21 protein-coding genes are annotated in these 22,141 nt (G+C 68.9%); 4 read left to right on the top strand and 17 right to left on the bottom strand.

The features are described from left to right. Positions 1-674: 674 nt before the first annotated feature. Together ACWGI2_RS18330 and ACWGI2_RS18325 are read left to right on the top strand one after the other, a co-directional pair. Complete coding sequence (locus tag ACWGI2_RS18330; protein ID WP_453696293.1) at positions 675-1,220, top strand: hypothetical protein; 546 nt, start codon at positions 675-677, stop codon at positions 1,218-1,220. Beyond that, complete coding sequence (locus ACWGI2_RS18325; protein ID WP_453696292.1) at positions 1,217-1,633, top strand: hypothetical protein; 417 nt, start codon at positions 1,217-1,219, stop codon at positions 1,631-1,633. The genes ACWGI2_RS18330 and ACWGI2_RS18325 overlap by 4 nt, the downstream gene beginning before the upstream one ends. A gap of 1,581 nt (positions 1,634-3,214) precedes the next feature. On the opposite strand, the gene ACWGI2_RS18320 is transcribed toward ACWGI2_RS18325, so the two are convergent. The 11 genes from ACWGI2_RS18320 to ACWGI2_RS18270 form a co-directional block, all read right to left on the bottom strand. Further along, positions 3,215-3,808 carry an OmpA family protein gene (locus tag ACWGI2_RS18320; protein ID WP_453696765.1) on the bottom strand — a complete coding sequence of 198 codons (594 nt, stop codon included), beginning with the start codon at positions 3,806-3,808 and terminating at the stop codon, positions 3,215-3,217. A 72-nt stretch (positions 3,809-3,880) separates the two neighbouring features. Beyond that, the gene (locus tag ACWGI2_RS18315) at positions 3,881-4,483 is read right to left on the bottom strand and encodes a hypothetical protein (protein WP_453696290.1); all 603 of its coding nucleotides are present in this window, start codon (positions 4,481-4,483) and stop codon (positions 3,881-3,883) included. Positions 4,484-4,515: 32 nt separating this feature from the next. Continuing rightward, on the bottom strand, positions 4,516-5,109 hold the full coding sequence (locus tag ACWGI2_RS18310) for a pilus assembly protein TadG-related protein (RefSeq protein ID WP_453696763.1): 594 nt from the start codon (positions 5,107-5,109) through the stop codon (positions 4,516-4,518). 11 nt (positions 5,110-5,120) lie between these two features. Further along, on the bottom strand, positions 5,121-5,339 hold the full coding sequence (locus ACWGI2_RS18305; RefSeq protein WP_453696793.1) for a hypothetical protein: 219 nt from the start codon (positions 5,337-5,339) through the stop codon (positions 5,121-5,123). A gap of 445 nt (positions 5,340-5,784) precedes the next feature. Then, positions 5,785-6,660 carry a DUF5936 domain-containing protein gene (locus ACWGI2_RS18300; protein ID WP_453696762.1) on the bottom strand — a complete coding sequence of 292 codons (876 nt, stop codon included), beginning with the start codon at positions 6,658-6,660 and terminating at the stop codon, positions 5,785-5,787. Between the two features lie 27 nt (positions 6,661-6,687). Continuing rightward, on the bottom strand, positions 6,688-7,632 hold the full coding sequence (locus ACWGI2_RS18295; protein ID WP_453397191.1) for a type II secretion system F family protein: 945 nt from the start codon (positions 7,630-7,632) through the stop codon (positions 6,688-6,690). Next, the gene (locus ACWGI2_RS18290) at positions 7,632-8,990 is read right to left on the bottom strand and encodes a CpaF family protein (RefSeq protein ID WP_453696288.1); all 1,359 of its coding nucleotides are present in this window, start codon (positions 8,988-8,990) and stop codon (positions 7,632-7,634) included. Before ACWGI2_RS18290 ends, ACWGI2_RS18295 begins: the two co-directional genes overlap by 1 nt. A 10-nt stretch (positions 8,991-9,000) precedes the next feature. Then, a complete protein-coding gene (locus ACWGI2_RS18285) occupies positions 9,001-9,330 on the bottom strand; it encodes a TadE/TadG family type IV pilus assembly protein (RefSeq protein WP_453397193.1) in 330 nt (109 codons plus the stop codon). Positions 9,331-9,472: 142 nt separating this feature from the next. Then, a complete protein-coding gene (locus ACWGI2_RS18280) occupies positions 9,473-11,086 on the bottom strand; it encodes an AAA family ATPase (RefSeq protein ID WP_453696287.1) in 1,614 nt (537 codons plus the stop codon). A 353-nt stretch (positions 11,087-11,439) separates the two neighbouring features. Beyond that, a complete protein-coding gene (gene cpaB / locus ACWGI2_RS18275; RefSeq protein WP_453696285.1) occupies positions 11,440-12,162 on the bottom strand; it encodes a Flp pilus assembly protein CpaB in 723 nt (240 codons plus the stop codon). Positions 12,163-12,259: 97 nt separating this feature from the next. Next, positions 12,260-13,177, bottom strand: a complete 918-nt coding sequence (locus ACWGI2_RS18270) for a hypothetical protein (protein WP_453696284.1) — start codon at positions 13,175-13,177, stop codon at positions 12,260-12,262. 263 nt (positions 13,178-13,440) lie between these two features. Between ACWGI2_RS18270 and ACWGI2_RS18265 the strand changes: the two genes are divergently transcribed. Further along, positions 13,441-14,457 (top strand): chitinase, encoded by a 1,017-nt coding sequence (locus ACWGI2_RS18265; RefSeq protein ID WP_453696282.1) that lies wholly within the window; start codon positions 13,441-13,443, stop codon positions 14,455-14,457. 70 nt (positions 14,458-14,527) lie between these two features. Here ACWGI2_RS18265 and ACWGI2_RS18260 read toward each other — a convergent pair whose 3' ends face one another. Next, positions 14,528-15,859: an Nramp family divalent metal transporter gene (locus ACWGI2_RS18260; protein ID WP_453696280.1), complete on the bottom strand. Its 1,332-nt coding sequence runs from the start codon at positions 15,857-15,859 to the stop codon at positions 14,528-14,530. 168 nt (positions 15,860-16,027) lie between these two features. Here ACWGI2_RS18260 and ACWGI2_RS18255 point away from each other — a divergent pair, with 168 nt between their 5' ends. Further along, complete coding sequence (locus tag ACWGI2_RS18255; RefSeq protein ID WP_453696278.1) at positions 16,028-17,368, top strand: M14 family metallopeptidase; 1,341 nt, start codon at positions 16,028-16,030, stop codon at positions 17,366-17,368. A 59-nt stretch (positions 17,369-17,427) separates the two neighbouring features. Here the strand turns inward: ACWGI2_RS18255 and ACWGI2_RS18250 are convergent, their stop codons facing one another. From ACWGI2_RS18250 to ACWGI2_RS18230, 5 genes are all read right to left on the bottom strand, one after another. Continuing rightward, on the bottom strand, positions 17,428-18,993 hold the full coding sequence (locus tag ACWGI2_RS18250; RefSeq protein WP_453397200.1) for an AAA family ATPase: 1,566 nt from the start codon (positions 18,991-18,993) through the stop codon (positions 17,428-17,430). 62 nt (positions 18,994-19,055) lie between these two features. Further along, complete coding sequence (locus ACWGI2_RS18245; protein ID WP_453397639.1) at positions 19,056-19,619, bottom strand: hypothetical protein; 564 nt, start codon at positions 19,617-19,619, stop codon at positions 19,056-19,058. A 5-nt stretch (positions 19,620-19,624) separates the two neighbouring features. Continuing rightward, positions 19,625-19,831: a hypothetical protein gene (locus ACWGI2_RS18240; RefSeq protein ID WP_453397201.1), complete on the bottom strand. Its 207-nt coding sequence runs from the start codon at positions 19,829-19,831 to the stop codon at positions 19,625-19,627. Next, positions 19,831-21,597 (bottom strand): hypothetical protein, encoded by a 1,767-nt coding sequence (locus ACWGI2_RS18235; protein WP_453397202.1) that lies wholly within the window; start codon positions 21,595-21,597, stop codon positions 19,831-19,833. Before ACWGI2_RS18235 ends, ACWGI2_RS18240 begins: the two co-directional genes overlap by 1 nt. 51 nt (positions 21,598-21,648) lie before the next feature. Beyond that, a complete protein-coding gene (locus ACWGI2_RS18230; protein ID WP_453696277.1) occupies positions 21,649-22,140 on the bottom strand; it encodes a hypothetical protein in 492 nt (163 codons plus the stop codon). Between the last annotated feature and the right edge of the window lies 1 nt (position 22,141).

Below are 22,141 nucleotides of genomic sequence, written 5' to 3'. Positions count from 1 at the left end.
CCTGTCGGCAGGCCAAGCCCCACCCGGAGCTCACGACGCTCCATTCGCCCTCGTCCACGCAGGGCATTTCCTCGTGCGGCCGGAAGCGCCAGCGCCACGTCCAGCCCTCGCCGTCCTCGTGCACCGGAGCTCCGTCCCGTGGCGGGTCCCCCCTGTTGTCTGACGCGGCGAGCAACTGGGGTTGCTCCAACCCCACGTCCGCTTCCATTGCGGGGTCATGACCACCGTGACCGCTGCGGCCGACGGGCTCGTCGCGGGCTCCTCCGGGCAGCCGGTGGACGTGGGGGAAGGAATCTGAGGTCTGTGGAGGGGTCGGGCTTTCCGTTCCCGCAGGCGGTGAGCAGCGTTATCGCGCTGATGCCGAACACGGCCCCGAGTGTGCGCATCCGCCCCATGCCGTCCCCTTCGCCGTACGAGTACTCGCCCCTGAAGAACCAGTCGGCCAGGCGTCGGTCGAGCTGGGGCGTCGACTGGAAGTGTGCGCCTACGGCCCGCGAGGGAGGGCCAGCCGGGGCGCAGGCTCGCGACCTCGCTGGCCTCGCTGGCCTCACCATGGGGCGTTGTGGTTCGCGGGTGAGGGTCTGGGGGCAGGGGTCTCGACAATGCGCAGGTCAGAGCGTGCGAGCAGTCGCGTACGATCTTTGGCGACCAAGATCAAAAATGGGGGAACGCACATGCGCCTGAGCTCGACGACTCGTATCGCCGGAGCCGTACTCGCCCTGTCCGCGACGCTGATGACCACCGCCGGACACGCCAACGCCGCGCCCGCAGGCGCCGGCGCCTCGTCCAACGCGAAGGTTGACATATCGACCCGGGCCGCGGTCGGCAAGTACAGCAAGCTCATCAACAAGTCGAAGCAGACGAACTACACGAACCAGAAAGACGAGATCGCCCGCTGCACCGCCCAGACCAAGGGCATGACCTGCATGATCAACAAGACCGCTTCGGCCACGCGCACCATCGACGCGGGGTTCGGCCTCAGCCGGGGCGCCGTCGCGGGCAGCCTCAACATCAGCCAGGCCAAGACCCAGTCCGTCGCCGTGACCTGCAGCTCGCCGGTGAAGAAGGGGCACTCGCTCGTCGCTTACCCGATCGGCACCCGGTACAAGTACAAGATCGAGAAGCACATCACCACGCCCCTCGACTACAAGGCCGGCACGAGCGGGTGGAAGCGTGCCTTCAACCCTGCTCCCGCGAAGGTGAGTTGCAAGGTCAAGTGAGTGTCCTGACTAACCGAGCCATGGCCATCGCCGTCGCGGGAGCCGCGATGCTGCTGAGCGGGTGCGGCGCCGGGGGCGATCAGCCGGACTCGCCGCCCGGCCAGGTGCCGGTCACCTCGTTCGTCGGTCAGACCGTCGCGCAGGTGGAAGGGGGGCTGCCGGCGGCTTCGTCGATGGTGTCGTACGACCTGTCAAAGCCGGTCACCGGCACCAAGGCGACGTACGGCACCGCGAAGGACACGGGGACGCATGCCGACTGGATCGTGGTGGTGGCGTGCGCGGACACGAAGAACCTTGAGGACGACACCCACCTCGCGGCCGGGGTCCTGCGCGCGGACGCGTACACGGAGGCCATCGCGGGGAAGGCCAAGGCCCATGCCTTTGACCGGTACTTGGCGGAGTGCGGCAAGTAGTTGGTAGTAGGCCGTCGACCACCTGCTCGGCTGGCTCAGCCGAGCAGGTGGCCCGGTAGTCCGCCTTGCGCCTGGCCGGAAGTGCCGTGACCCGGCGGCGGTGTACGTACCGGGGCCGCCCGGTTGTCCTGAGGTTGGCGGTTCCGGGACGGGAGTAAAGGGCGCTCCTGCGTCGCGTCGGCTACGCCGATTCCGCTGCGCTCCACCCTTGACACCCGTCCCTCCACCGCGCGAGGGAAGACGACCGGACGGCCCGAGGGGCGAGACTCTCGACCACTCCCGTGGGGCCACGGGGGCTGACTGTCGGGTGCGGACCGGATCTTCCGGCGTGACCGTCACGGGTCACCCTTGCCGCCCGGTCCGCAGCCGCTCCGGGGCGGATGCCGATTTCGTCAAGCGGCTACCGGCCGGATCTTCCGGGGTGACTGTCAGGGGGAGAAGGGTGGGCGCCCGGTCCGCAGCGGCTCCGGGGTCAGGTGCCGGTTTCGTCAAGCGGCTATCGACCGGATCTTCCGGGGTGACCGTCACGAGGAGAAGGGCGGCTGCCCCGTCCGCACCCGCTCCGGGTCGGATGCCGGTCTCGTCAAGCGGCTGCCGACCGGATCTTCCGGGGCGGCCATCACGGGGAGAAGGGTGGCTGCCCCGTCCGCAGCCGCTCCGGGTCGGATGCCGGTTTCGTCAAGCGGCTGCCGACCGGATCTTCCGGGAGGGCGGGCAGGAGGAGAAGGGCGGCCGTCTGTCCGCAGCCGCTCCGGGGGCAGGTGCCTGTGCCGGTTTCGTCAAGCGGCTATCGGCCGGATCTTCGGGGATGGCGGTCACGGACAGGGCCGCGAGGGGCAGATTGCAGAAATGTTCCACGCCACCACGCGCAGTCCGTGGGGTTGGCGGGACTTTTCTGCCTGCCGCGCGGCGGCGCACCTACTTTCGCAAAGTTGTGTTCTGGCAGTAGGGGGGCGCGTGCGTTGTGTAATGCGCCTTCTCGGAATTAGGTGCCGGACCCCCCTGCCCTCACCCAGCCCTCACCCGGCAACCACCGCAGGCGTCGTTGGCTGTGAGTCCCTGCGGGTTCAGACCCTCCGCCGTACTCCGCGCACCGCACTTGCGTGCCGTGGCGGGTCAGACCGCCCGTACCGCGCTCGCCCTGGCGGACAAGACTCCGAGTGTTCGTATCCGCCCCCTGGAGAAGCAACCAATGCTTGGCGGTCACCCCGGAAGATCCGGTCGGTAGACGCTTGACGAGACCGGGCCCATTCCCGGACCGGCTGCGGACCGGGCGTCCGCCCTTCTCCCCGTGACCGTCACGCCGGAAGAACCAGTCCGCACTCGGCAGGAAAGCCTGACGGCCCCACGGCAGTGGTCGAGAGTCCCGCCCCTCGGGCCGTCCGGTCGTCTTCCCTCGCGCGGTGGAGGGACGGGTGTCAAGGGTGGCCCGAAGGGTCATCGGCGAAGCCGACGCGACGCAGGAGCGCCCTTTACTCCCGCCCCGGAACCGCCAACCTCAGGACAACCGGGCGGCCCCGGTACGTACACCGCCGCCGGTGCACCGAAGCCCCGGCGGGGGGCCACACTTGAGCCGCCGGATCAGTCCTGGCTGCCGGACGGGGCCGTCCCTGTGTCCTCCCCGGACGAACCCCTCGGGAACGTCACCTCGACTCGGCGGTTCTTCTTGCGGCCCTGCTCGGAGGTGTTGTCCGCGATGGGGTAGTCCTCGCTGTAGCCGCGTACGGAGTACGTGACCTCGGGGCCCAGGTAGCTCGCCAGCTTGTCGTGCACCGCTTCCGCGCGCTTGCGGGACAGGGTCTTGCCGTGGCTGTACGAGCCGAGGTTGTCCGTGAAGCCGAAGACCCTGACGTTCGTCGCCTTCTGCGCCTTGGCCTCTTCCGCGATCGCCTTGATACGTGCGTTCGCCTCGGGGTTCAGCTTGTTGCTGTCCTTGGGGAAGAGGACTTCTGCCTGCAGCGCGAACTTCACGTCTGTGTTGGTGTCCTCGCGGCGTTCCTCGCCGCCGAGGTCTTCGACCACGGACTTGATGTCCAGGACCTTCGCCGGGGCGAGGGTCGCGCCGTCGGCGAGCTTCAGGCCGGGGCTGTTGGAGTCGACCTCGGGGGGTGGGGATGTGGTGCTGCTGCCTGGGGGGGCGCTGGGGTCTTCGTCGTCCGCGTAGGCGGGGGTCATGGTCAGGAGGGCCAGGGCTGTGAGGGTGGCGGTTGCCGTGGTGAGGGTGCGGGATCGTGGGTGGCCCATGGGTCACTCGCCCTCGGAGATCTCGATGGAGGCGGGGGGCATGGCGCCTACCTGGAAGTCGACCTTGGTCGTCTCTGCGGGAGGCGCCGGGAACTGGGCGAACCAGTTGACGGTCTTGCCCGAGAGCACACCACCAGTGAACCGCGTACACAGGCAACGGCCCTGCGTGTCCCGGAGGATGAGGTACTTCTTCTTCCCCTCGGTGTCCACGAGGCTGGCCCCCGCGATTGAACCGCCGTTCTTGGTCAGTTCGCTCTCGTCCCCACGCCAACTGGCTGCCACCCAGGCTTTGCTGCCTCCATTGGTGACCGTGCCCTCAACTGTGAGGAAGCCCCCCTCATCACGCTTGGCAGAAGTGACCTTGAGGGTCAGGTCCTCCTCACCCCTGACCTCTGCGAGCACAGGGTCCGCAGCCGGTTGCTCGGTCTCCTTGTCCTCTTCGCCTCCCTCGCTATTCTTGCCGCCCGAGGATGACGAGCTCTTGTCAGACTTGGGCTTGTCGTCGTCCCCACCTCCGCCGCAACCGGCCACCGTGAGGACCAGCCCAGTAGTGATCGCTACAGCGGTCATTGCCCTGCGGGCCTTCATGGTGCGCCGAATGTTCATCGCTACGGCTTCCTTCTTTCGTCGATCATTCATCAGTCGGCCAAGTGGACGGAGAAGAGGGCGGATGCGTCCGGTAGGTCGTCCAGTTGGAAGTCATCCGGATCGATCTCGAAAGAGCCCCCGCCCTCGCAGTCGAATTGGACGACCTTTTCCGGGTCGGCCGATGGAGACAGATCACATCGCGGCTTGATGATGGCGGTGGCCTCTGCTTTGGCATGCATGGACTCAGTGCCAGGAATGATCGAATCCCCGACTGTATACGTGGTCTCGATCTCGACCCGAAAGCCCGGGTAGCCGTTTACTTCGTCCGGCCCGAAGCCGATGACAGTCGAATCATTGTCGGCAGCAAGAGCATCAGCCGCACCCTCCGCGCCGTCACCGGTGAACTTGTCACCATCGAGCCAATCGAGCCAGTCATCACCTTGGCCGATGGAGTCCCCCAGCCCTTGGATGAGTTCGTCCCTGGCGTGCTGCCCCGCTGCCAGCGCCGCTGCGTCAGCCGCCGACTGGGCGCCGTTCCGTGCGGATGCTGCTTGGGCGAACGCGAAGAACGCGAACGCAACAAAGAGCAGAATCCCCGTCATCCAGATATAGATGGGAAGAGTCTGCCCTCGGTCACCGTGCAGGCTACGGAACGTCAGCCACCGATTACGTTGTTGACCGCGTCCAAGATCGCCCCGGAGATCAGACCGTCCAGCCCAAGGCCGTCGATCAACGTAAAGATCCCCGCAATAAGAATCATCAACCCCGCATACTCCACAAACCCAGCCCCCGCATCCCGCCCCTTCCCCCGAACCCGGGAAGCCACGGTCACCGTCCAGTCGGTCCATACTCTGAGTACGCGATCCTTCAGCACGACGGCCCCTTCTCTCCCACCCGATACCCGCACTGCTGGCGCAACCACTTCCGACGCCGCTGTCGTCATAGGCAACGTACGCGAGATCTTGTGACCCAACAGCCACTCTCCGCAACCAATACCGTTTGATGCGCGGAAGTTGGCGAGTTCCCTTCCCCGGTGGCGAGGTCATCACGCACCCCGGGGGCGTGTGGCGGAGGTCCTTGAGCTGCTGGTCGGTGGTTCGTTGTGTTTCACGTCTTCCCCTCCCGCGAATCCCGTGAACTCACCTTTTGCAAAGGTTCGTTGGGGTGGCAGGACCCGGCTGGGGCCGCCCCCGGGGTCACCGCGCCCTTCCCGCGCCCCTCGCGACTGTCCCATATTTCGTTGCAGCCGCGAAGCCGTTTCGCTCAGTGGCTTGATACCAGCGCCCGTCCCGCCCCGCTCCGAACCCGTCACGGCACCCTCACTTCCCCAGAATCGAGCCGAAGTCCGAACCCGAGCCCAGGAACATCCCCGCCGCGATCAGAATCATCGTGGCCGGAAGCATGAAGACCAGCGTCACCATCGTGGCCTTGGGGATCGTCTTCGCCGCCCTGCGGCGGGAGTTCTGGGCGTCCGTTCTGCGCATGTCCGTTGCCAGTTGGATCAGCGTGTCCGCGATCGGGGAGCCCAGTTCCTCGCCCTGTTGGAGCGCCGAGACGAACTGGGAGACCTGCTCTGAGGCGTTCCTGCGGCGTAGTTCGTCGAATGCCTGGCGGCGGCTCACCCCCATGTCCATCTGGCGGAGGGTGATGCGGAGTTCGTCTGCCCAGGGGCCCTCGTAGCGCTCCGCCACGCGGTCCAGCGCCTGACGGAAGCCGAGGCCCGCCGAGACCACCACCGCCAGGACGTCCAGGAAGTCCGGCAGCGTGCGGTCGATGACCTCGCGCCGTTCCCGTATCGCCTGCCAGATCAGCGCGTCCGCCGCCGTCACTCCGAAGGCGAAGGTCAAGAGGCCGAAGAGGGATGAGCCGTTCGTCAGGAAGACCAGGGCCATCACCGAGCCGAAGATGCCGTAGACCGCCCTGCGCGCCGCATAGCGGTCGATCGTCAAGCCTCCCGGGTTGCCCGCCATGTCGATCCTGCGGCGCTTGGCGTCCACCCGTTTCTGGCCCATCAGGCGCAGGACCAGCGGCGCGAAGCGCATGCCCAGGCGGTCCACCGCCGAGCCCGCCGTCGAGACGCGGGTGGCGCCGACCTCCAGAGCGATCGCCAGGTCCGAGGGGAGTTTCGCCTCCGCGCGGTACATGCGGATGCCCTGGCACACTCCCGCCACCGCCAGGCCCATCACGGCCGCCATCGCCAGACCGAACACGTCGACCGCTCCCTACACTTCGATCTTGCCGAGGCGTCTGATCACGAAGAAGCCCACCGCGTACAGGCCGAGCGCGATCAGGATCAGCGTCTGGCCCATCGGCGAGCCCGTCACCCTTGCCAGTGCTCCCTCATTGGACGAGTTGATCAGGATCAGGGAGCCCAGGCCCAGGAGCGGGACGGTGAACGCCGTCGCGTGGACCTCCGAGAGCATCGTGCGGACCTCCCTGCGGGTCTCCTTGCGGTCCTCCAGGGTCTGGGTGAGGTTTCGGAGGGAGTTCACCACCGAGCCGCCCGCCTTGTTGGAGAGGATCAGGGTCGTCACGAGGACTATCAGTTCGCGTGACGGGAGGCGTTCCGCCAGTTCGCCCAGTGTGTCGTCGATCGAGCGGCCCAGCGTCAATTGGTCTGCCACCATCGACAGTTCCTCGCCTGCCGGGGCCTCCAGCTCCTCCGCCGCCATCGCCAGTGACGTGCGTAGGGCAAGGCCCGCCGCCGTCGCGTTCGCCAGGATGCGGGCCACGTCCGGGAGTTGGTTGATGAACGCCTCAATTCGCTTCTGGCGTTGCCAGTTGAGGAACACCACCGCGCTCCAGACCGCCACGATGCCCGCGATCGGGCCGAAGAAGGGGGCCAGTGTGGCCGCCGCCATCAGCCAGAGCGCGGCGACGACCGCCACGACGTAGACGAAGAACTCGCCCGCCGTGAGGTCGAGCCCTGTCGCCGAGAGGCGCAGGTGGATGGAGTGGCCGAGGCGGGTGCGGCGCAGGCGGCGGTCGACGGCGGAGAAGCGGCGGCCACGGCCTCCGGCGTCGGCCGTGCCGGGGCCGATCGACAGGCGGTCCACCAGCGCCTGTCGCTGGGCGCGGCCGGACGCGTACGAGTGGATTCCGGCGACGGCGAGCGTGCCCGTCAGGATCGTGGCGCCCAGAGCCAGGAGGGCGGCTTGGTTCTCCATCAGCCGATGGCCTCTCTCGTGTTCAGTACGTCGATGGCCTGGGCCACGCCGAAACCTGGCGGCACCGGCTCTCCCGCGACGTACAGCCGCTCGGCGACGGAACGCGGCAGCGGCAGGTGCTCGAAGTAGCCGTGCACGCGGCGGTCCAGGCCGCCGATGCTCGGCTGGCTCGGCACGAAGCGGGTCGCCGGGGCGATGCGGAACTGTTCGCGGCCGTGCGAGACGAGAAGGACGATCTCGGCGACCTTGCGGGAGCCGTCCGCGTGCCGGGCGAGCTGGACCACCACGTCGACCGCCGAGTTGATCTGGTCCTTCAGCGCCTCGAACGGGATCTGGACCTCGGACATCGAGCCGAGGGTCTGGAGGCGCATGAGGGCGTCCTCCGCCGTGTTCGCGTGGACGGTGGCGAGGGAGCCGTCGTGGCCCGTCGACATGGCCTGGAGCATGTCGAGGGTCTCGCCGCCTCGGACCTCGCCGACGATGATGCGGTCGGGGCGCATACGGAGGCTGTTGCGGACCAGGTCGCGGATGGTGATCTGGCCCTTGCCCTCGACGTTCGGGGGGCGGGATTCGAGGCGGATCACGTGGTCCTGCTGGAGTTGCAGTTCGGCGGAGTCCTCGATGGTGATGATGCGTTCATGGGCAGGGAGGAGGCCGGAGAGTGCGTTGAGGAGCGTCGTCTTTCCGGAGCCTGTGCCGCCGCTGACGATGATGTTGAAGCGGGCCCGTACGAAGGCGGAGAGCAGGAGCAGCATGTGCTCGTCGAGCGAGCCGAGGCCGATGAGCTCGTGCAGCGTGTACGCGCGCGGGAAGCGGCGGATGGTGAGGGTCGCGCCGGTCAGGGCCAGCGGGGGGATGATCACGTTCACTCGCTCGCCGGTGGGCAGGCGCGCGTCGACCATCGGGTTCGACTCGTCGACGCGGCGGTTGACCGTGGAGACGATGCGTTCGATGGTCTGCATGAGCTGGTCGTTCGACGCGAAGCGGAGGGGGAGCTGTTCGACGCGTCCGGCGCGCTCGACGAAGATCGAGTCGGGGCCGTTGACCATGATCTCCGTGATGGAGGCGTCGGCGAGGAGCGGTTCGAGTACGCCGAGTCCCAGGGCCTCGTCCACGACGCGGCGGATGAGCTGGGAGCGCTCCGAGGTCGAGAGGACTGGACCCTCGCGGCTGATGATGTGGCCCATGACGCGTTCGAGGCGGACGCGGCGGTCGGCCGTCGTCAGGGAGGACATCTCGGCGAGGTCGATCTCTTCCAGGAGCTTGGCGCGGTAGACCGCCACGAGGCTGTCGTCGCGGCTGGGGTCGCTTCCCTTGCCGTGGTCGTGCGGGGTCGCCATGCGGTCGCGGAGGCTCATCTTTTCTCTCTCAGCTCCCGTCTTCGTCATCGTCGTTGGGCATGGTCGCCGACTTCGTGACGGACCAGCCGGCGTCCACGAAGGGGAGCAGGGTGGGGACTTGGACGGTGACGTCCGCTGTCGTCGTGTCGCCGCCGCCGCTGATGGCGACCTGGGCGTCGAGGTTCCCGTCCATCGCCGCCAGGCCCGCCGCCTCGCCGCCCTCGCCCTGGGAGGCGACGCGGGCCGCGGCGCGGGCGCCTGAGCCTGCCTGGTTGACGGCGTAGCCGACGAGGCCGAGCTGGATGGCGGCCAGGCCTATGAGGAGCAGGATGGGGAGGAAGCCGGCGAATTCGAGCATGGATACGCCTCGGTCGTCGTTGAGGCGCACTCTCTTTCGCAGATGCAGCTGAGACTGCTGATGGCGCCGGGGGCCCAGCCCGTCCGGCGTTTGAGGACGAACTCGGCGGAGCCGGTGATCGACGGTACGCAGCGCTGCGGGGTCAGCCTTCACCGTCCTCCCCCTCCTTCGCCGCGCCCGCCTCCCCGCTGACGCTCCACCCCGCGTCGATCCCGGGGAAGAACAGCGGTACGTCCGCGTCCACGTGGGCCTTCCACACCGCTCCCTCGTCGGTGCAGGCCACCTCCGCGCCCTGCCACGCCGACGGCAGATGCTCCTTCGCGGCGGCCTCGCACGCCGCCGCGCCGCCCTCTCCCACGGCGTACGCGGCCGTTGCCGCCCGCGCGGCCTCGTCCGCCGCGTTTCCGGCGAGGGAGAACGTGTAGCCGTACAGCGCGCACTGCCACAGGAGGCCCATCACGGCGAGCAGCAGCGGGAACATCCCGGCGAACTCCAGGGTGACCGCGCCGCGGTCGCCGCCGACCCGCTTGCGGAGGGTCAGGCGTTTGGCTCCGGCGGACGCCGCCTCCAGGTCCACGAGGCCCAGCTCGCCCGCCAGCGCCCACAGCGCCTGCTTCACGGTGGACTTGCTGTCCAGGTCCTGCATGCGGCCCGCGTCGACCGCGCCCTGCAGTTCCTTGAAGTTCGCGGGGACGGTAGTGCGGGCGACGCGTGTCCCCGTCACCCGTTCCACCAGGGAGGGCTGGATCTCCGCGCCCTTGCCGTGGCGGTTGACGACCGTGAGCGTCTCCTCCGCCTTGCGGATCTGGAGGCGGTCCCACAGGCGAACCATGCGTTTGGCGGCGCGTACGGAGACGACGTCCGGGGTGACCAGGAGGATGGCCTGGTCGGCGAGTTCGATCGCTGCGGCGCTCGCCCCGGTGACGTACGTACCGCAGTCGACGAGTACGACGTCGTAGCGGCTGCGCAGGGCGCTGAGCGTCTGGCGGGCGACGCGGTCGGTGATCTCCTCACCCCGCTCGCCCTCGCCGGGGGCGAGGAGGAGGCCGATGCCGGTCTCGTGGGTGTAGACGGCGTCCTGGAGGACGCGGGGCGTGATGTCGGTGATCGACGCGAGGTCGGCGATGGAGCGGCGGAACTGGACGTCCAGGTACGAGGAGACGTCGCCGGCCTGGAGGTCCAGGTCGAGGAGGGCGACGGTGCGGCCGGACGCCCGTGCGGCGAGGGCGAGCTGGACGGTGGCGAGGGTGGTCCCCACGCCTCCCTTGGCGCCGCTCACCGCTACGACGTGGCCGCCGCCCGGGGTCTCTCCCGGCCCGGCGTAGAGCTCTATGCCCGCGCTGCCCAGGTGCCTGCGCATCCCCGCGGACCAGGCGGCCGCCGCGTGCACCCGCTCGGCGAGTGCGTCGTACGCGAGAGGGAAGCCGACGATGCCTCGGGCGCCGGAGTCCATCGCGGCGGTGAGGAGGGCGGGGCTGGTGTCGGCGGTGATGAGGACGACGCCTACCGCGGGGAAGCGGAGGACGAGGTCGCGGATCAGGTCGAGGGCGGGGACGGGGCCGATGCGCTCATGGATGAGGACGACTTCGGGGAGCTCGTCGATGGACTCCGCGGCGAGGCGGGCCAGGGTGTCGAGCAGGGCGGTGGAGTCCGCGACGGGGAGGGCGGGTTCGGCGTCCGGCAGTTGCCCTGTGAGGGTGGAGAGTGCGCGGGCGGCGTCCATGTCTCCCACGGCGGGGAGGATGCGGGTCGTCATACGCGGTTGCCTCCTGGCGGTGGGCAGTGCGGGGCGCCTGCGGCGGGCTGGACGTCCTGGCTGTCGGCACTCGGCAGTTGGCCCTTTCCGCCTGCGGCGGGCTGCACGTCCCGCCTGCTCTCACTCGGCAGCGGGTACCTTTCGCCTGCGGCGGGGTGCACGTTCCGCCTGCTCTCACTCGGCAGTTGGTGCCGGCGAACAGGCTTTTCCCTCCCACCCACCCGATTGCCCCGCGGGGTAATCGGGTGGGTGGGAGGGAAAGATCCGCCGCGCAGCGGTGGCCTTGGGTGGGGTGGCCCGGCGGAGCCGCAGCGCGGGGGTACGGACGTGCGTCGCCTCATGCGCGGGGCCCCCTACTTGTCCTCGTCGAGTGTGTACGTCCGGTCGCCCCGCGGAATCGCGCTCTCCTCGCCCTGGCCGACCAGGGCGAGCCGTACATGCGTGGCGAACGACTCCGCGTACGCCACGCGCTGCGCGTCCGCCGTGTCCAGGGCGAACGTGATCGGCACCGCTTCCGTCGCCGTACGACGGCTGCGGCTGCTGCCGCGGTCGTCCTCGTCCGGGTCCAGTGCCGTCAGCTTGCCTACGTCGATCACCTTCGCGGACTCGACGATCACCTTCGACTGGTCCTTGGCGTTGTCGGTCTCGGCCTTGAACGTGGCGTAGATGTTGACCGTCGCCCCCGGCGTGATCTTGCCCGCGACGCCCGTCGCCGCGTCGATCATGATGGCGATCTCCTGCTGGCCGGGATCGAGTTCGGGACGGTCGACGATCATGTCCGTCTGGAGCAGCGAGCCCTTGCGCAGCTCGGTCACCGCGATCTTGCCGCGGACCTGGCGCAGATCGGTGACCGCGTTCTTCGAGAGCCACCGCTCCGGCATCTCGACCTTCTCGAACTGGTCCGCGCTCAGCTCCTTGTAGGGGGCGATGTCCCCCTTCAGCTTGTACGCGGCCACCTCAGGCCCCACCTTCGAGTTCACGTCCCGGATCACCGAGAGGACGCCCGCGAACGCGCCGAACGCGGCCAGGACCGAAAGGACCAGCAGGATGACGCCGCGGCGCTGGCGTGAGTTCATGAACCGGACTACCTCGATCGAGTGCGGGCGGCTACGGACAGTGAGCGGGGTGGCGCGCGTTCAGTTCGGGCTCGTGCACATGAGGGACCTGCGGCTCTTACGTCGCGCCTCGCGGCAGCGCCCGTACGGCGGAGACAGAGACGGAGGCGGATACGGAGGCGGCTGCCGGCGCCGCACGTTCCGGCGGCGGCAGCAACGGCGCCGCGCAGAAGCCGCAGCGGTCGCCGATGAGTTCGAGGCCGCACCAGTGGCAGTCGTCACGGCGGACGGACGACACCAGTTGGTAGAGCACGGAGATGTCGGGGATCGCCGCGGCGAACTCGACGAGCTTGCCCGTCGCCCACCACCGCGCGGACTCCCCCGGAAGCCGCGTCTCCGAAACCCCCTGAGTCCGCCAGGCAGGGGCGAGCGTCTCGGTGACCCAGCCGGACCCCAGCTGCCCGGTGGCGTACAGCATCTTCGTGCCGAAGCCGGGGCCGGGGAGCGTCGCGTCCCCCGTCACCTTGATCAGCTCGGGGCGCGGGGTCGCCAGGACGGCGAACTGGGCGCCCGGCACCCATGACTTGGCGTGGGACTGCAGCGTGACCGGGACCCGGTCCAGCTTCGCCACCGAGCCGAGCAGCGCGCCCGCGTAGATGTAGTGGGAGAGGAGGCGGGCCGCCGACGCGAGGACGCCGGGGCTGAAGTCGCAGATGGAGAGCTGGCGGAGCTGGAGCGCGAGGACCGCGAGGCCCAGCGGCGGCAGGTCGGGGCGGAGGATGGCGATGCGGTCGCTCTCCAGGACGGAGCGGATCGCGTGCATGCGCTGGACGAGGGCGGGCGGCGCCGACGCGGGGCACAGGACGATCACATAGCCGTGGTGCTCGATGAGCGTGTGCATCTCGGTGAGCGCTTGGTCCAGGGAGTACGTCCGCGGTGACTGGACGGCGCTCTGCAGGACGGCCGCCGACGGGGTGTGCCGGTCGGGCGGTGGCAGCACCAGGTCAGGGCCGGTGACGGCTATGGCGGTCGGCATACGCACACCCCCCGGTCTTCGTGCACTTCTGCCTCAGCACCTTATAGAGGTCAGCGTCACCTCAACACCCAACTTCCCACTGTTCACGCAGAGGTTGGCCGGACTCGTGGGGTCCAGGTGGCGCCAGAGGTATTGACAACCTGATTGGTCTGGACCAGCTTGTGTACGACCAAGCAAGGCGCCGGGCAGCCCCCCACCATCCCCCCCACCCCAGCCCGGCGAGAGCTCTCCGAACGCCCCAACTCCCCCCACCGGAGGCAGAAGTGGACCACGCACGCGGCAGGACACGCAGGAAGGCAGGGTCCGTCATCGGTCTGACAACGGCACTCGCCCTCGCGCTCACCGGCCTGCTCACCGGCGGCGCCGACAACGCCGACGCCGACGACGCCCGCGCCGTACCGAAGCACGCGGTGACCGGCTACTGGCAGAACTTCAACAACGGCGCCACGGTCCAGAAGCTGAGCGACGTACAGGACGAGTACGACATCATCGCGGTCTCGTTCGCGGACGCGACCTCCACGCCGGGCGAGCTGGCCTTCAACCTCGACTCGGCCGGGCTCGGCGGGTACACCGTCGACCAGTTCAAGGCCGACATCAAGGCCAAGCAGGCGGCCGGGAAGTCCGTGATCCTCTCGGTCGGCGGCGAGAAGGGAGCCGTGACCGTCAACGACGGCGCGTCGGCGACCGCCTTCGCCGACTCCGCGTACAAGCTCATGCAGGAGTACGGCTTCGACGGCGTCGACATCGACCTGGAGAACGGGCTCAACTCGACGTACATGTCGCAGGCCCTGAAGTCCCTTTCCGGGAAGGCCGGTTCCGGGTTCGTCCTGACCATGGCGCCGCAGACGATCGACATGCAGTCGACGTCGAACGAGTACTTCAAGACGGCGCTCGCGGTGAAGGACATCCTCACGGTCGTCAACATGCAGTACTACAACAGCGGTTCGATGCTGGGCTGTGACGGCAAGGTCTACAGCCAGGGATCGGTCGACTTCCTCACCTCGCTCGCCTGCATCCAGCTGGAGGGCGGCCTCGCCCCGTCGCAGGTCGGCATAGGCGTCCCGGCATCCGCGAAGGCTGCCGGGGGCGGTTACGTCTCGCCGTCCGTCGTGAACCAGGCCCTGGACTGCCTGGCGAAGGGCACCAGCTGCGGTTCCTTCAAGCCGTCCAAGACCTACCCCGACATCCGGGGCGCGATGACCTGGTCGACCAACTGGGACGCCGCCGACGGCAGTTCCTGGTCCAAGGCGGTCGGACCGCACGTCCACGGTCTGCCGTAACCGCCCCACACAGAACCGCAGCGCCGCCGCTCCCCCGGCGGCGCTGCCGTCCTCTTCGTCCTCGTACGCGCTAGAAGAAGCTGCTCCAGTCCTGGTCCGTGATCTGCTTGACGCACAGGACCAGGAACAGCAGGCCGGCGATCGCCAGCATGCCGTTGCTGAGCCAGCCGTTGCGCCATTCACTGGGCGTGCGCGATGAGTTGAGGAGCCAGACCAGGGTGAGGGCGAGGAACGGCATGAAGGCCGCGCCGAGCACGCCGTAGAGGATGATGAGGCGGAACGGCTGCCCCTGGAAGAGCAGGATCATCGGCGGGAAGGTCAGCCACAGCAGGTAGGCGCGGAACGGCACCGACTTCTCGCGGGCTCCGGACGCCACCTCCTCGCCGGTGAGGGCCTTCTGGTCGGCGCCCGCCCGCTGCTTGCGGTAGCGCTCCACGAAGTCGGCGAACATCAGGCTCACGCCGTGCCAGACGCCGATCAGCGAGGTGAAGGACGTGGCGAAGAAGCCGATCAGGAAGAGCTTGGCGGTGGCGTCTCCGTACTCCTTCTCCAGGATGCCCGAGAGCTGCACGAGGCCCTTGTCGCCGCTGGCGATGGCGACGTTCGCGGAGTGCAGCAGCTCGGCGCCGACGAAGAGCATGGCGACGACGAAGATGCCGGTGGTGATGTACGCGACGCGGTTGTCGAGCCGCATCACCTTCATCCAGCCGGTGTTCGTCCAGCCCTTGGCGTTGACCCAGTAGCCGTACGCGGCAAGGGTGATGGTGCCGCCGACTCCGCCGATCAGGCCGAGCGTGTTGAGGATGGAGTCCTTCTCGTCGGGCAGGACGGGCAGCAGGCCCGCGAAGGCGTCGCCGAGGTGCGGGGTGACGCGGATGGCGAGGTAGACGGTGACGACGAACATGATGCCGACGAGCACCGTCATGACCTTCTCGAAGACGGCGTACTTGTTGAACCAGACGAAGACCAGGCCGACGATGCCGGTGAGGATCCCCCACCACTTGAGCTCCATGACGTCCGGGAACAGCGCCTGGAGCGGCAGTCCCGACGACGACATGGCCGCGGCCCCGTAGACGTACCCCCAGATCACGACGTAGACGACGAAGAACCACGTCGTCCAGCGGCCGAGGCTGGCCCAGCCGTCGAAGAGGGTGCGTCCGGTCGCCAGGTGCCAGCGTCCGGCGGCCTCGGCGAGCGAGATCTTGACGACGCAGCCGATGACGGCGGCCCAGAGCAGGGTGTAGCCGAAGTTGCTGCCCGCGATGAGCGTGGCGACCAGGTCGCCCGCGCCGACGCCGGTCGCGGCGACGACGATGCCGGGTCCGATGTATTTCCAGCTGGACTTGCGGGGCTGGGGAGCCGCATCTCCCGTGGCCGTGCCACTGCCTGTCGTATCAGCCATGCCGATCAAGAAACCGCATGGCGGCGTGTGGCACAAGGGGTTGGCCGAAGACAGCGTTGACCGGAGCATGCCAGGCCCCCACGATGGGCCCGCGCAACCCGCATCTCGCACCTCGCAACCGCACCGCACGCGTCGCAGTGAACCACCCCCACCCCTCCAGGAGACTTCATGCGACTTCGCATACGCGGCAGAAGATCCGCTGCCCTAGCGGTACTTCTCGCCCTCGCCGTGGCGGCACCCATCACCGCCAACGCCTCACCGGACCCCGCCGACCGCACCTCACGGAGCACGGCGGCCGCCGACAACGAAACGCGCCAGTACGAGATCCCCCTCGGCGACGACAAGGCGGCACGCACCGCGCTCGCCCGCACCGGCGTCGCCATCGACGAGGTCGACGCCCGCGCGGTGGTCGTCTCGGCCGACGGCCGCGAGGCGGCCCGGCTCCGGGACGCGGGCTACGAGCTCAAGGCCCTGGCCGGACCCCCGAAGCGTACGAACGGCGAACCCGTGGAGGCCAAGGACTTCCCGCCCGCCGACGCGAGGTACCACAACTACGCGGAGATGAACGCGGAGATCAACCAGCGCATCGCCGCCCACCCGACCCTGATGAGCAAGAGGGTCATCGGCAAGTCCTACTCGGGCCGGGACATCGTCGCCATCAAGATCAGCGACAACGTCGGCACGGACGAGGCCGAGCCCGAGGTCCTCTTCACCCACCACCAGCACGCCCGCGAGCACCTGACCGTCGAGATGGCGCTGTACCTGCTGCGCGAACTGGGCGACGACTACGGCACGGACGCGCGCATCAAGAAGATGGTCGACGAGCGCGAGATCTGGATCGTGCCGGACCTGAACCCGGACGGCGGCGAGTACGACATCGCGACCGGCTCCTACCGCAGCTGGCGCAAGAACCGCCAGCCCAACAGCGGTTCGTCGAACGTCGGCACCGACATGAACCGCAACTGGGCCTACCGGTGGGGCTGCTGCGGCGGCTCGTCCGGCTCCACCGGATCCGAGACCTACCGCGGCCCGAGCGCCGAGTCGGCACCCGAGGTGAAGGTCGTCTCCAACTTCGTGCGCAGCCGCATCGTCGGCGGCAAGCAGCAGATCAAGGCCTCCATCGACTTCCATACGTACAGCGAGCTGGTCCTGTGGCCGTACGGCTACACGTACAGCGACACGGGCCCCGGCCTCACCCAGGACGACCGCGACGCGCACGCCACCGTCGGCCGGAAGATGGCCGCGAGCAACGGCTACACGCCGCAGCAGTCCAGCGACCTCTACATCACGGACGGGTCGATCAACGACTGGCTCTGGGGCAACCAGAAGATCTTCAGCTACACCTTCGAGATGTACCCGTCGTCCGCGGGCGGCGGCGGTTTCTACCCGCCCGACGAGGTGATCGAGCGGGAGACGAACCGCAACAGGGACGCGGTCCTGCAGCTCCTGGAGAACTCGGACTGCATGTACCGCTCGATCGGCAAGGAGCAGCAGTACTGCACCGGGTGAGCGGACCGGGTCAGTGAAGGGCCGTCGCCGTCCGGCGGCGGCCCTTCGCCATCGGCCCGTCAGTCGTCCATGAACACGATCCGCCGCGCCGGCTTCACCGCGCCCGGAGCCGTGCTGCCCGACGCCCGCCCTGCGGGAACGGCGCGTTCCCTGCCCCAGGCCCTGATCTCCTCGATCTGCTCCGGGTTGACCCTGCTCATCGGGACGGTGTTGGCGAAGGTGTCCAGGAGCAGCGAGGGCTTCAGGTTGGCGGCGCCACCGTTCAGGAGTGCCTCCGCACCCACGTCGTGGAGGGCGGACTCGATGTCGGAGCCCGCGAAGCCCTCGGAAAGGTCGACGAGGCGGTCCACCTGCTCCTGCTCGGGAGGGGTCTTCAGGTAGCGCTGGTGGTACATGGAGATGATCTCCTTGCGCTCCTCGGCATCGGGCAGGTCCACGAAGAACAGCTCGTCGAAGCGCCCCTTGCGCAGGAGCTCGGGCGGCAGGCTGCGGACGTCGTTGGCGGTGGCGACGACGAAGGCCCGCGACTGGGACTCCTGGAGCCAGAAAAGGAACTGGCCGATGATCCGCTGCGGCACTCCCGTGCCGTCGTCGCGTCCCGCGAGGCCCTTCTCGATCTCGTCGATCCACAGGATGCAGGGTGCCACCCGGTCGGCCATCGCGAGGGCCTCCCGGAAGCGCCCCTCCGACTCGCCGAGGTACTTGCCGTGGATGCTGCCCATGTCGAGGCGGTAGAGCGGGAGTCTCCACTCGTGGGCGATGGCCTTCGCGGAGAGCGACTTGCCGCAGCCGGGCACCCCGACGAGGAGCACACCGCGCGGCGGCCGCAGTTCGGTGCCGCGCAGGTCGGCATGCATCAGCTCGTGCTTGCGGCGCAGCCATTCGCGCAGGCTGCTCAGGCCTCCGATCGAGTAGTCGCTCTCCCGCAGCGCAACCCGTTCGAGACCTGTGAGATCGCTGAAGATCCGGTCCTTGGCCTGGGCGAGCCCGAGGACGTCCGCCTCCTTGATGGAGCCCTTGGCCGCGATTGTCGCCATCAGATTGACGCACTCGGCCTCGGTGACGCCCCGCAGGAACTCCGCCGCGCGCCGTGCGTCCTCCTCGCTCCACTCGATGGGGATGTGCCCCTTGTGGTCACCGAGAAAGCTGCTGAGGATGCCGTACATCTCGTCAGCGTCCGGCAGATCGAGGTGGAGGCTCATGCCGAGCCGTTGGAGACCGCTCCAGATGGGGGTGTCCGTGATGAGGACGATGCTGCCCATGTTGCTGTCGGCGAGCCGGGCGAGCTCGGCCACGTGCCGAGTGATCGGGGTGTCCGCCTCCAGACCGTCGGGGTCGACGAACACCACCGTCGCGTTGGCCCTGCTGGTGAACTGGGTGGCGGCGAACTCCATGGCTCCGGTGAGCGAACGGTCGTCCATCACCGGCGAGTTGGTCCGCAGGTCGCGCAGGCCTGTTGCCCTGGTGTAGATCCAGAACGGCATGCTGCTGCGGCGCGGCTGCGTGGCGGACTCGCGCAGCAGGCGCAGGGCACGCTGCTGCTCGATGGTGCGCATGCCGATCACCGGCACGCGGGCGGAGATGTAGCTGTCGAGGTGGTGCAGGCTCTCGGCGTAGTTCGACATGCGGATTCGGGCCTTCGCGGGAGTGGGCGGGGTGGTCCGGAGCGGTCGGGGTGGGGCGCTCGTCAGTCGGGGATCACCCGGCGCCGTGGTGCGGCCGCCGGGTCGTACGCCCAGGGGTCCGGGGCGGCGCTCGTGGCGGGGGGCGGTGGCCCTTGCGCGAGGACGCCGGTGAGCGCGTTGTCGCGCAGGGTGCGGCGGAGCTCCTCGATGTGGCGCGGATCCCCGCCCCGCCGCAGCTGGTCGTCGAGAAACCCTTCCAGCTGTTCCTGGAGCTGTGGGATCTGCCGGTCGACCAGCTCCGTCATGGCCGTGTGCAGTTTCTGCGGGAGTCCGGGGTGGCCCGCCATGGCGCGTACGGTCTGGAGTCCGGCCCTGGCCTGGGCCAGCTCACGGCCGTAGGAGAACGGGTCACGTGTCGACGCCATCGCCATGACCAGCTTCTCGGCCCAGGCCTTGAGCCTCCGGTCGAGCGCGCCCCCGAGGTGGTCCGTGAGCCTCTGGACCGTCGCGCCGTCGTACTGCTCCTCGGCGATCGCGGGCAGCACGGCCGGGTCGACGTCCTCGAACTCCGCCCAGCGCCGGAGGAATTGGACCCAGGCCTGATAGGCCCCGCCGTCGCCCCACATTCCGCTCACGCGGAGCTGCCGGGGCGCCGCACCAAGGTCTCGCCGGGCGGCAGCGGCTCCCAGTCGGGCAGCTCTTCGGCGATCCGGCGGAGCCGGCTGGTGACGCGCTCGCCCTGGGGACGGCCGGTGGAGGCCCACGGAGACGGGGGCTTCTGGGAGGCCGGGGGCTCCTGGGTCCGCGCGGATTGCCGGGGCTGCGGGGGAACGCTCATCACTGCTTCTCCTTGACGACGGTGCGGCCCTCGAAGGGCGAGCCACCCTGGGTCGCGGTGGCAAGAGACGTGATCAGTTCGCGGTTGTCCGCCTCCACCAGGTCGGCGGTCCGGTACTTCTCGTACCAGTCGGTCAACTCCGCTGAGGCGCCCCGTAGCTGATGCAGGGAGTCGGTCTTGGCACGCTCCAGGAGCTGGCGCGCGTTGTCCTGGTTGCGCTTGGCCGCCTGCGCGCCGTTGTAGAGGAAGAGCCCCCACACGGCGCCGGTGACCGCCGCGGCCACGAGCGCGAAGCCGATGTTGATCGCCCCGATGAGGAGCAGGATCCCCGTGAGCACGGCGATCAGCGGCGCCACCTTGCGGCCCATCGGGTAGGCGAGCGAGGCGATGAACGGTGCCATGTGCTGGTCCCAGTGGCCCGAGAGGGACTTCTCCAGGTTGGCGAGGGGCTGCGTGAACGACCCGATCCACGGCGGCAGGTGGAAGGTCTGTGCACCGACGGTGTGCGCCGTGCCGAACTGCGCCACCACGTCCTGCGGGACGGAGGCTCGGTAGTCGCGCGTGAAGCCCGCGTGTGCCTGGAGGAACCACTCGTTGCAGGCGGCGACGGCGAAGCGCTGGGTGGCGGCCGACGTGCCGATCGCCGCCGGGTTCAGCGCGGCCGTGGTCTGCACCGTCAGGTAGTCGAGCGTCTCCTCGTACGAGGCGGAGTCGGCGTCGGAGGCCTTGCGGGCCGCCAGGACATCGCCGTCGTGGCCGACGACCGCATGGTTGAAGGCGAGGTCGCGGCGCAGGGGCAGCTCTTCGTAGTCGTACTCGGAGACGAGCCGGTCGAGGATGTCGTCCACGGCGTCCTCGAGACGGTCCGATGGCGCGAACTCCCGTTCCATGATGGCGCGGTACTTGTCGAGTACGGCCTGCTGCGCGCGGGCGGAGCTGTAGGCCGAGTCGAGGTGGTGCCACTGCGGGGAGACCATGGCGAGGCGCGGGAACTCGGCCTTGGCGGACGGCTGGCGCAGCGAATCGATCTCTTCGCGCCACCGCGTGACCTGCCGCGTCAGCGACTGGGCGTCGTCGGCCAGATGTTCGCGCCATCCAGCCAGCGTTTCGGTGAGCAGCTCACGGCCGACGAGACCGAAGGCCCCCTGCGCGATCGACTCCAGGATGACCGCGAACTCCCGGCCGAGCGCCGTCGGGTCCTGCGCGAGGAGGTAGTGCCGCAGCCAGCGCACTGCGGAGTCCTTGCGGCCCTGGCGGCGCAGCACGAGCGCGAAGAAGAGCGCGGTGCGGTCCGGGGAGCGCCTGAAGGCCTCTTCCACGCCGCGCTCACACAGCAGCCGGTCGTCCGCCGACCAGGAGGCGAGCGCGACAAGGGCGGGCGCGAGCCAGTAGCGGGGCGTCTGAATCATCAACTGGTCGCTGACCATACGGACGTTGTCCTCGGACACCAGGCCCACGTCGAAGGCCTGGAGCATGCCGACCGCGGTGCGCCGCACGGTCTTGTGGTGGCCGAACTCGTGGTCCACCTGGTCCTGGATGACACCGATCCGGGTCTCGGCTCGCTGCACGTTGGCGGTGAACTCCGCCTGCTTGACGAAGGCGAGAAACTCGTCGCGCAGTTGCTGCAGTTCGGTGCGGGTCTGCTGCTGATTGTGTTCGACAGTCGCCACCTGGCCGGACACCGAGCTCACGTGCTCGCCGAGCCGGACCACGAGGTTGCTGACTTCCTGCACCTGGCGGCGCAGCGTGTAGTCCACCTCGGACATACGGGTCTCCGATCACACTGATCTGTGGTTGGGGCTGTGGGGAGGTCGCGCTCAGGGGCGTACGACGGTTCCGTCCTCGAGCACGGGGAGGATCAGGCCGCCGTCGTAGACCTCGATGTACGCGTATCCGCCGGACCTGGCCAGCATCCGGGCCTGTGCGAACGGCTCCGGCATCGGTTCGGACGGGGCGAAGTGCCGCAGGATGACGTGGAAGAGGTTGAGCACGTGGTCGATGTAGGGCGGGCCCAGGTGGCAGCGGGCGACGAGCCCGAGCGGCACGTCCGCGTACGCCGTCCGGTACTCGTCGCCGATCCACTCCGCGAGCTGCCGGCGGGCTTCCTCGTCGAGTCCCGCGTCCAGCCGGGTCACGGCGTCCAGGAGGGGCCGCGCCCGCGCCAGGTACAGCTCGCGGCGGTGCGGCCCCGCCGTGCCGGGAGTCTGCGTGGTGCGCTGGTCCTTGCCCAGGCCGGGCGTGAGCTGTTGGCCGGGTGTGAGCTGCTGTCCGGTCTGCACGATCCGCCGTGGTCTCTCGATGTGCCCCATG

The organism is Streptomyces sp. NPDC054866, assembly GCF_053610745.1.
The sequence above is the reverse complement of the archived record's forward strand: the minus strand, read 5'-3'. Positions and strand labels throughout refer to the sequence as shown.

What these genes read in the sequence shown, in the direction of transcription:
- ACWGI2_RS18255 (WP_453696278.1), top strand. Translation starts at nt 16,028, where the DNA reads ATGCGACTTCGCATACGCGGCAGAAGATCCGCTGCCCTAGCGGTACTT.
- ACWGI2_RS18280 (WP_453696287.1), bottom strand. Translation starts at nt 11,086, where the DNA reads ATGACGACCCGCATCCTCCCCGCCGTGGGAGACATGGACGCCGCCCGC.
- ACWGI2_RS18330 (WP_453696293.1), top strand. Translation starts at nt 675, where the DNA reads ATGCGCCTGAGCTCGACGACTCGTATCGCCGGAGCCGTACTCGCCCTG.
- ACWGI2_RS18260 (WP_453696280.1), bottom strand. Translation starts at nt 15,859, where the DNA reads ATGGCTGATACGACAGGCAGTGGCACGGCCACGGGAGATGCGGCTCCC.
- ACWGI2_RS18285 (WP_453397193.1), bottom strand. Translation starts at nt 9,330, where the DNA reads ATGCTCGAATTCGCCGGCTTCCTCCCCATCCTGCTCCTCATAGGCCTG.
- ACWGI2_RS18250 (WP_453397200.1), bottom strand. Translation starts at nt 18,993, where the DNA reads ATGTCGAACTACGCCGAGAGCCTGCACCACCTCGACAGCTACATCTCC.
- ACWGI2_RS18315 (WP_453696290.1), bottom strand. Translation starts at nt 4,483, where the DNA reads ATGAACATTCGGCGCACCATGAAGGCCCGCAGGGCAATGACCGCTGTA.
- ACWGI2_RS18295 (WP_453397191.1), bottom strand. Translation starts at nt 7,632, where the DNA reads ATGGAGAACCAAGCCGCCCTCCTGGCTCTGGGCGCCACGATCCTGACG.
- ACWGI2_RS18320 (WP_453696765.1), bottom strand. Translation starts at nt 3,808, where the DNA reads ATGACCCCCGCCTACGCGGACGACGAAGACCCCAGCGCCCCCCCAGGC.
- ACWGI2_RS18240 (WP_453397201.1), bottom strand. Translation starts at nt 19,831, where the DNA reads ATGAGCGTTCCCCCGCAGCCCCGGCAATCCGCGCGGACCCAGGAGCCC.
- cpaB (WP_453696285.1), bottom strand. Translation starts at nt 12,162, where the DNA reads ATGAACTCACGCCAGCGCCGCGGCGTCATCCTGCTGGTCCTTTCGGTC.
- ACWGI2_RS18300 (WP_453696762.1), bottom strand. Translation starts at nt 6,660, where the DNA reads ATGGCGGCCGTGATGGGCCTGGCGGTGGCGGGAGTGTGCCAGGGCATC.
- ACWGI2_RS18235 (WP_453397202.1), bottom strand. Translation starts at nt 21,597, where the DNA reads ATGTCCGAGGTGGACTACACGCTGCGCCGCCAGGTGCAGGAAGTCAGC.
- ACWGI2_RS18290 (WP_453696288.1), bottom strand. Translation starts at nt 8,990, where the DNA reads ATGAGCCTCCGCGACCGCATGGCGACCCCGCACGACCACGGCAAGGGA.
- ACWGI2_RS18230 (WP_453696277.1), bottom strand. Translation starts at nt 22,140, where the DNA reads ATGGGGCACATCGAGAGACCACGGCGGATCGTGCAGACCGGACAGCAG.
- ACWGI2_RS18245 (WP_453397639.1), bottom strand. Translation starts at nt 19,619, where the DNA reads ATGTGGGGCGACGGCGGGGCCTATCAGGCCTGGGTCCAATTCCTCCGG.
- ACWGI2_RS18270 (WP_453696284.1), bottom strand. Translation starts at nt 13,177, where the DNA reads ATGCCGACCGCCATAGCCGTCACCGGCCCTGACCTGGTGCTGCCACCG.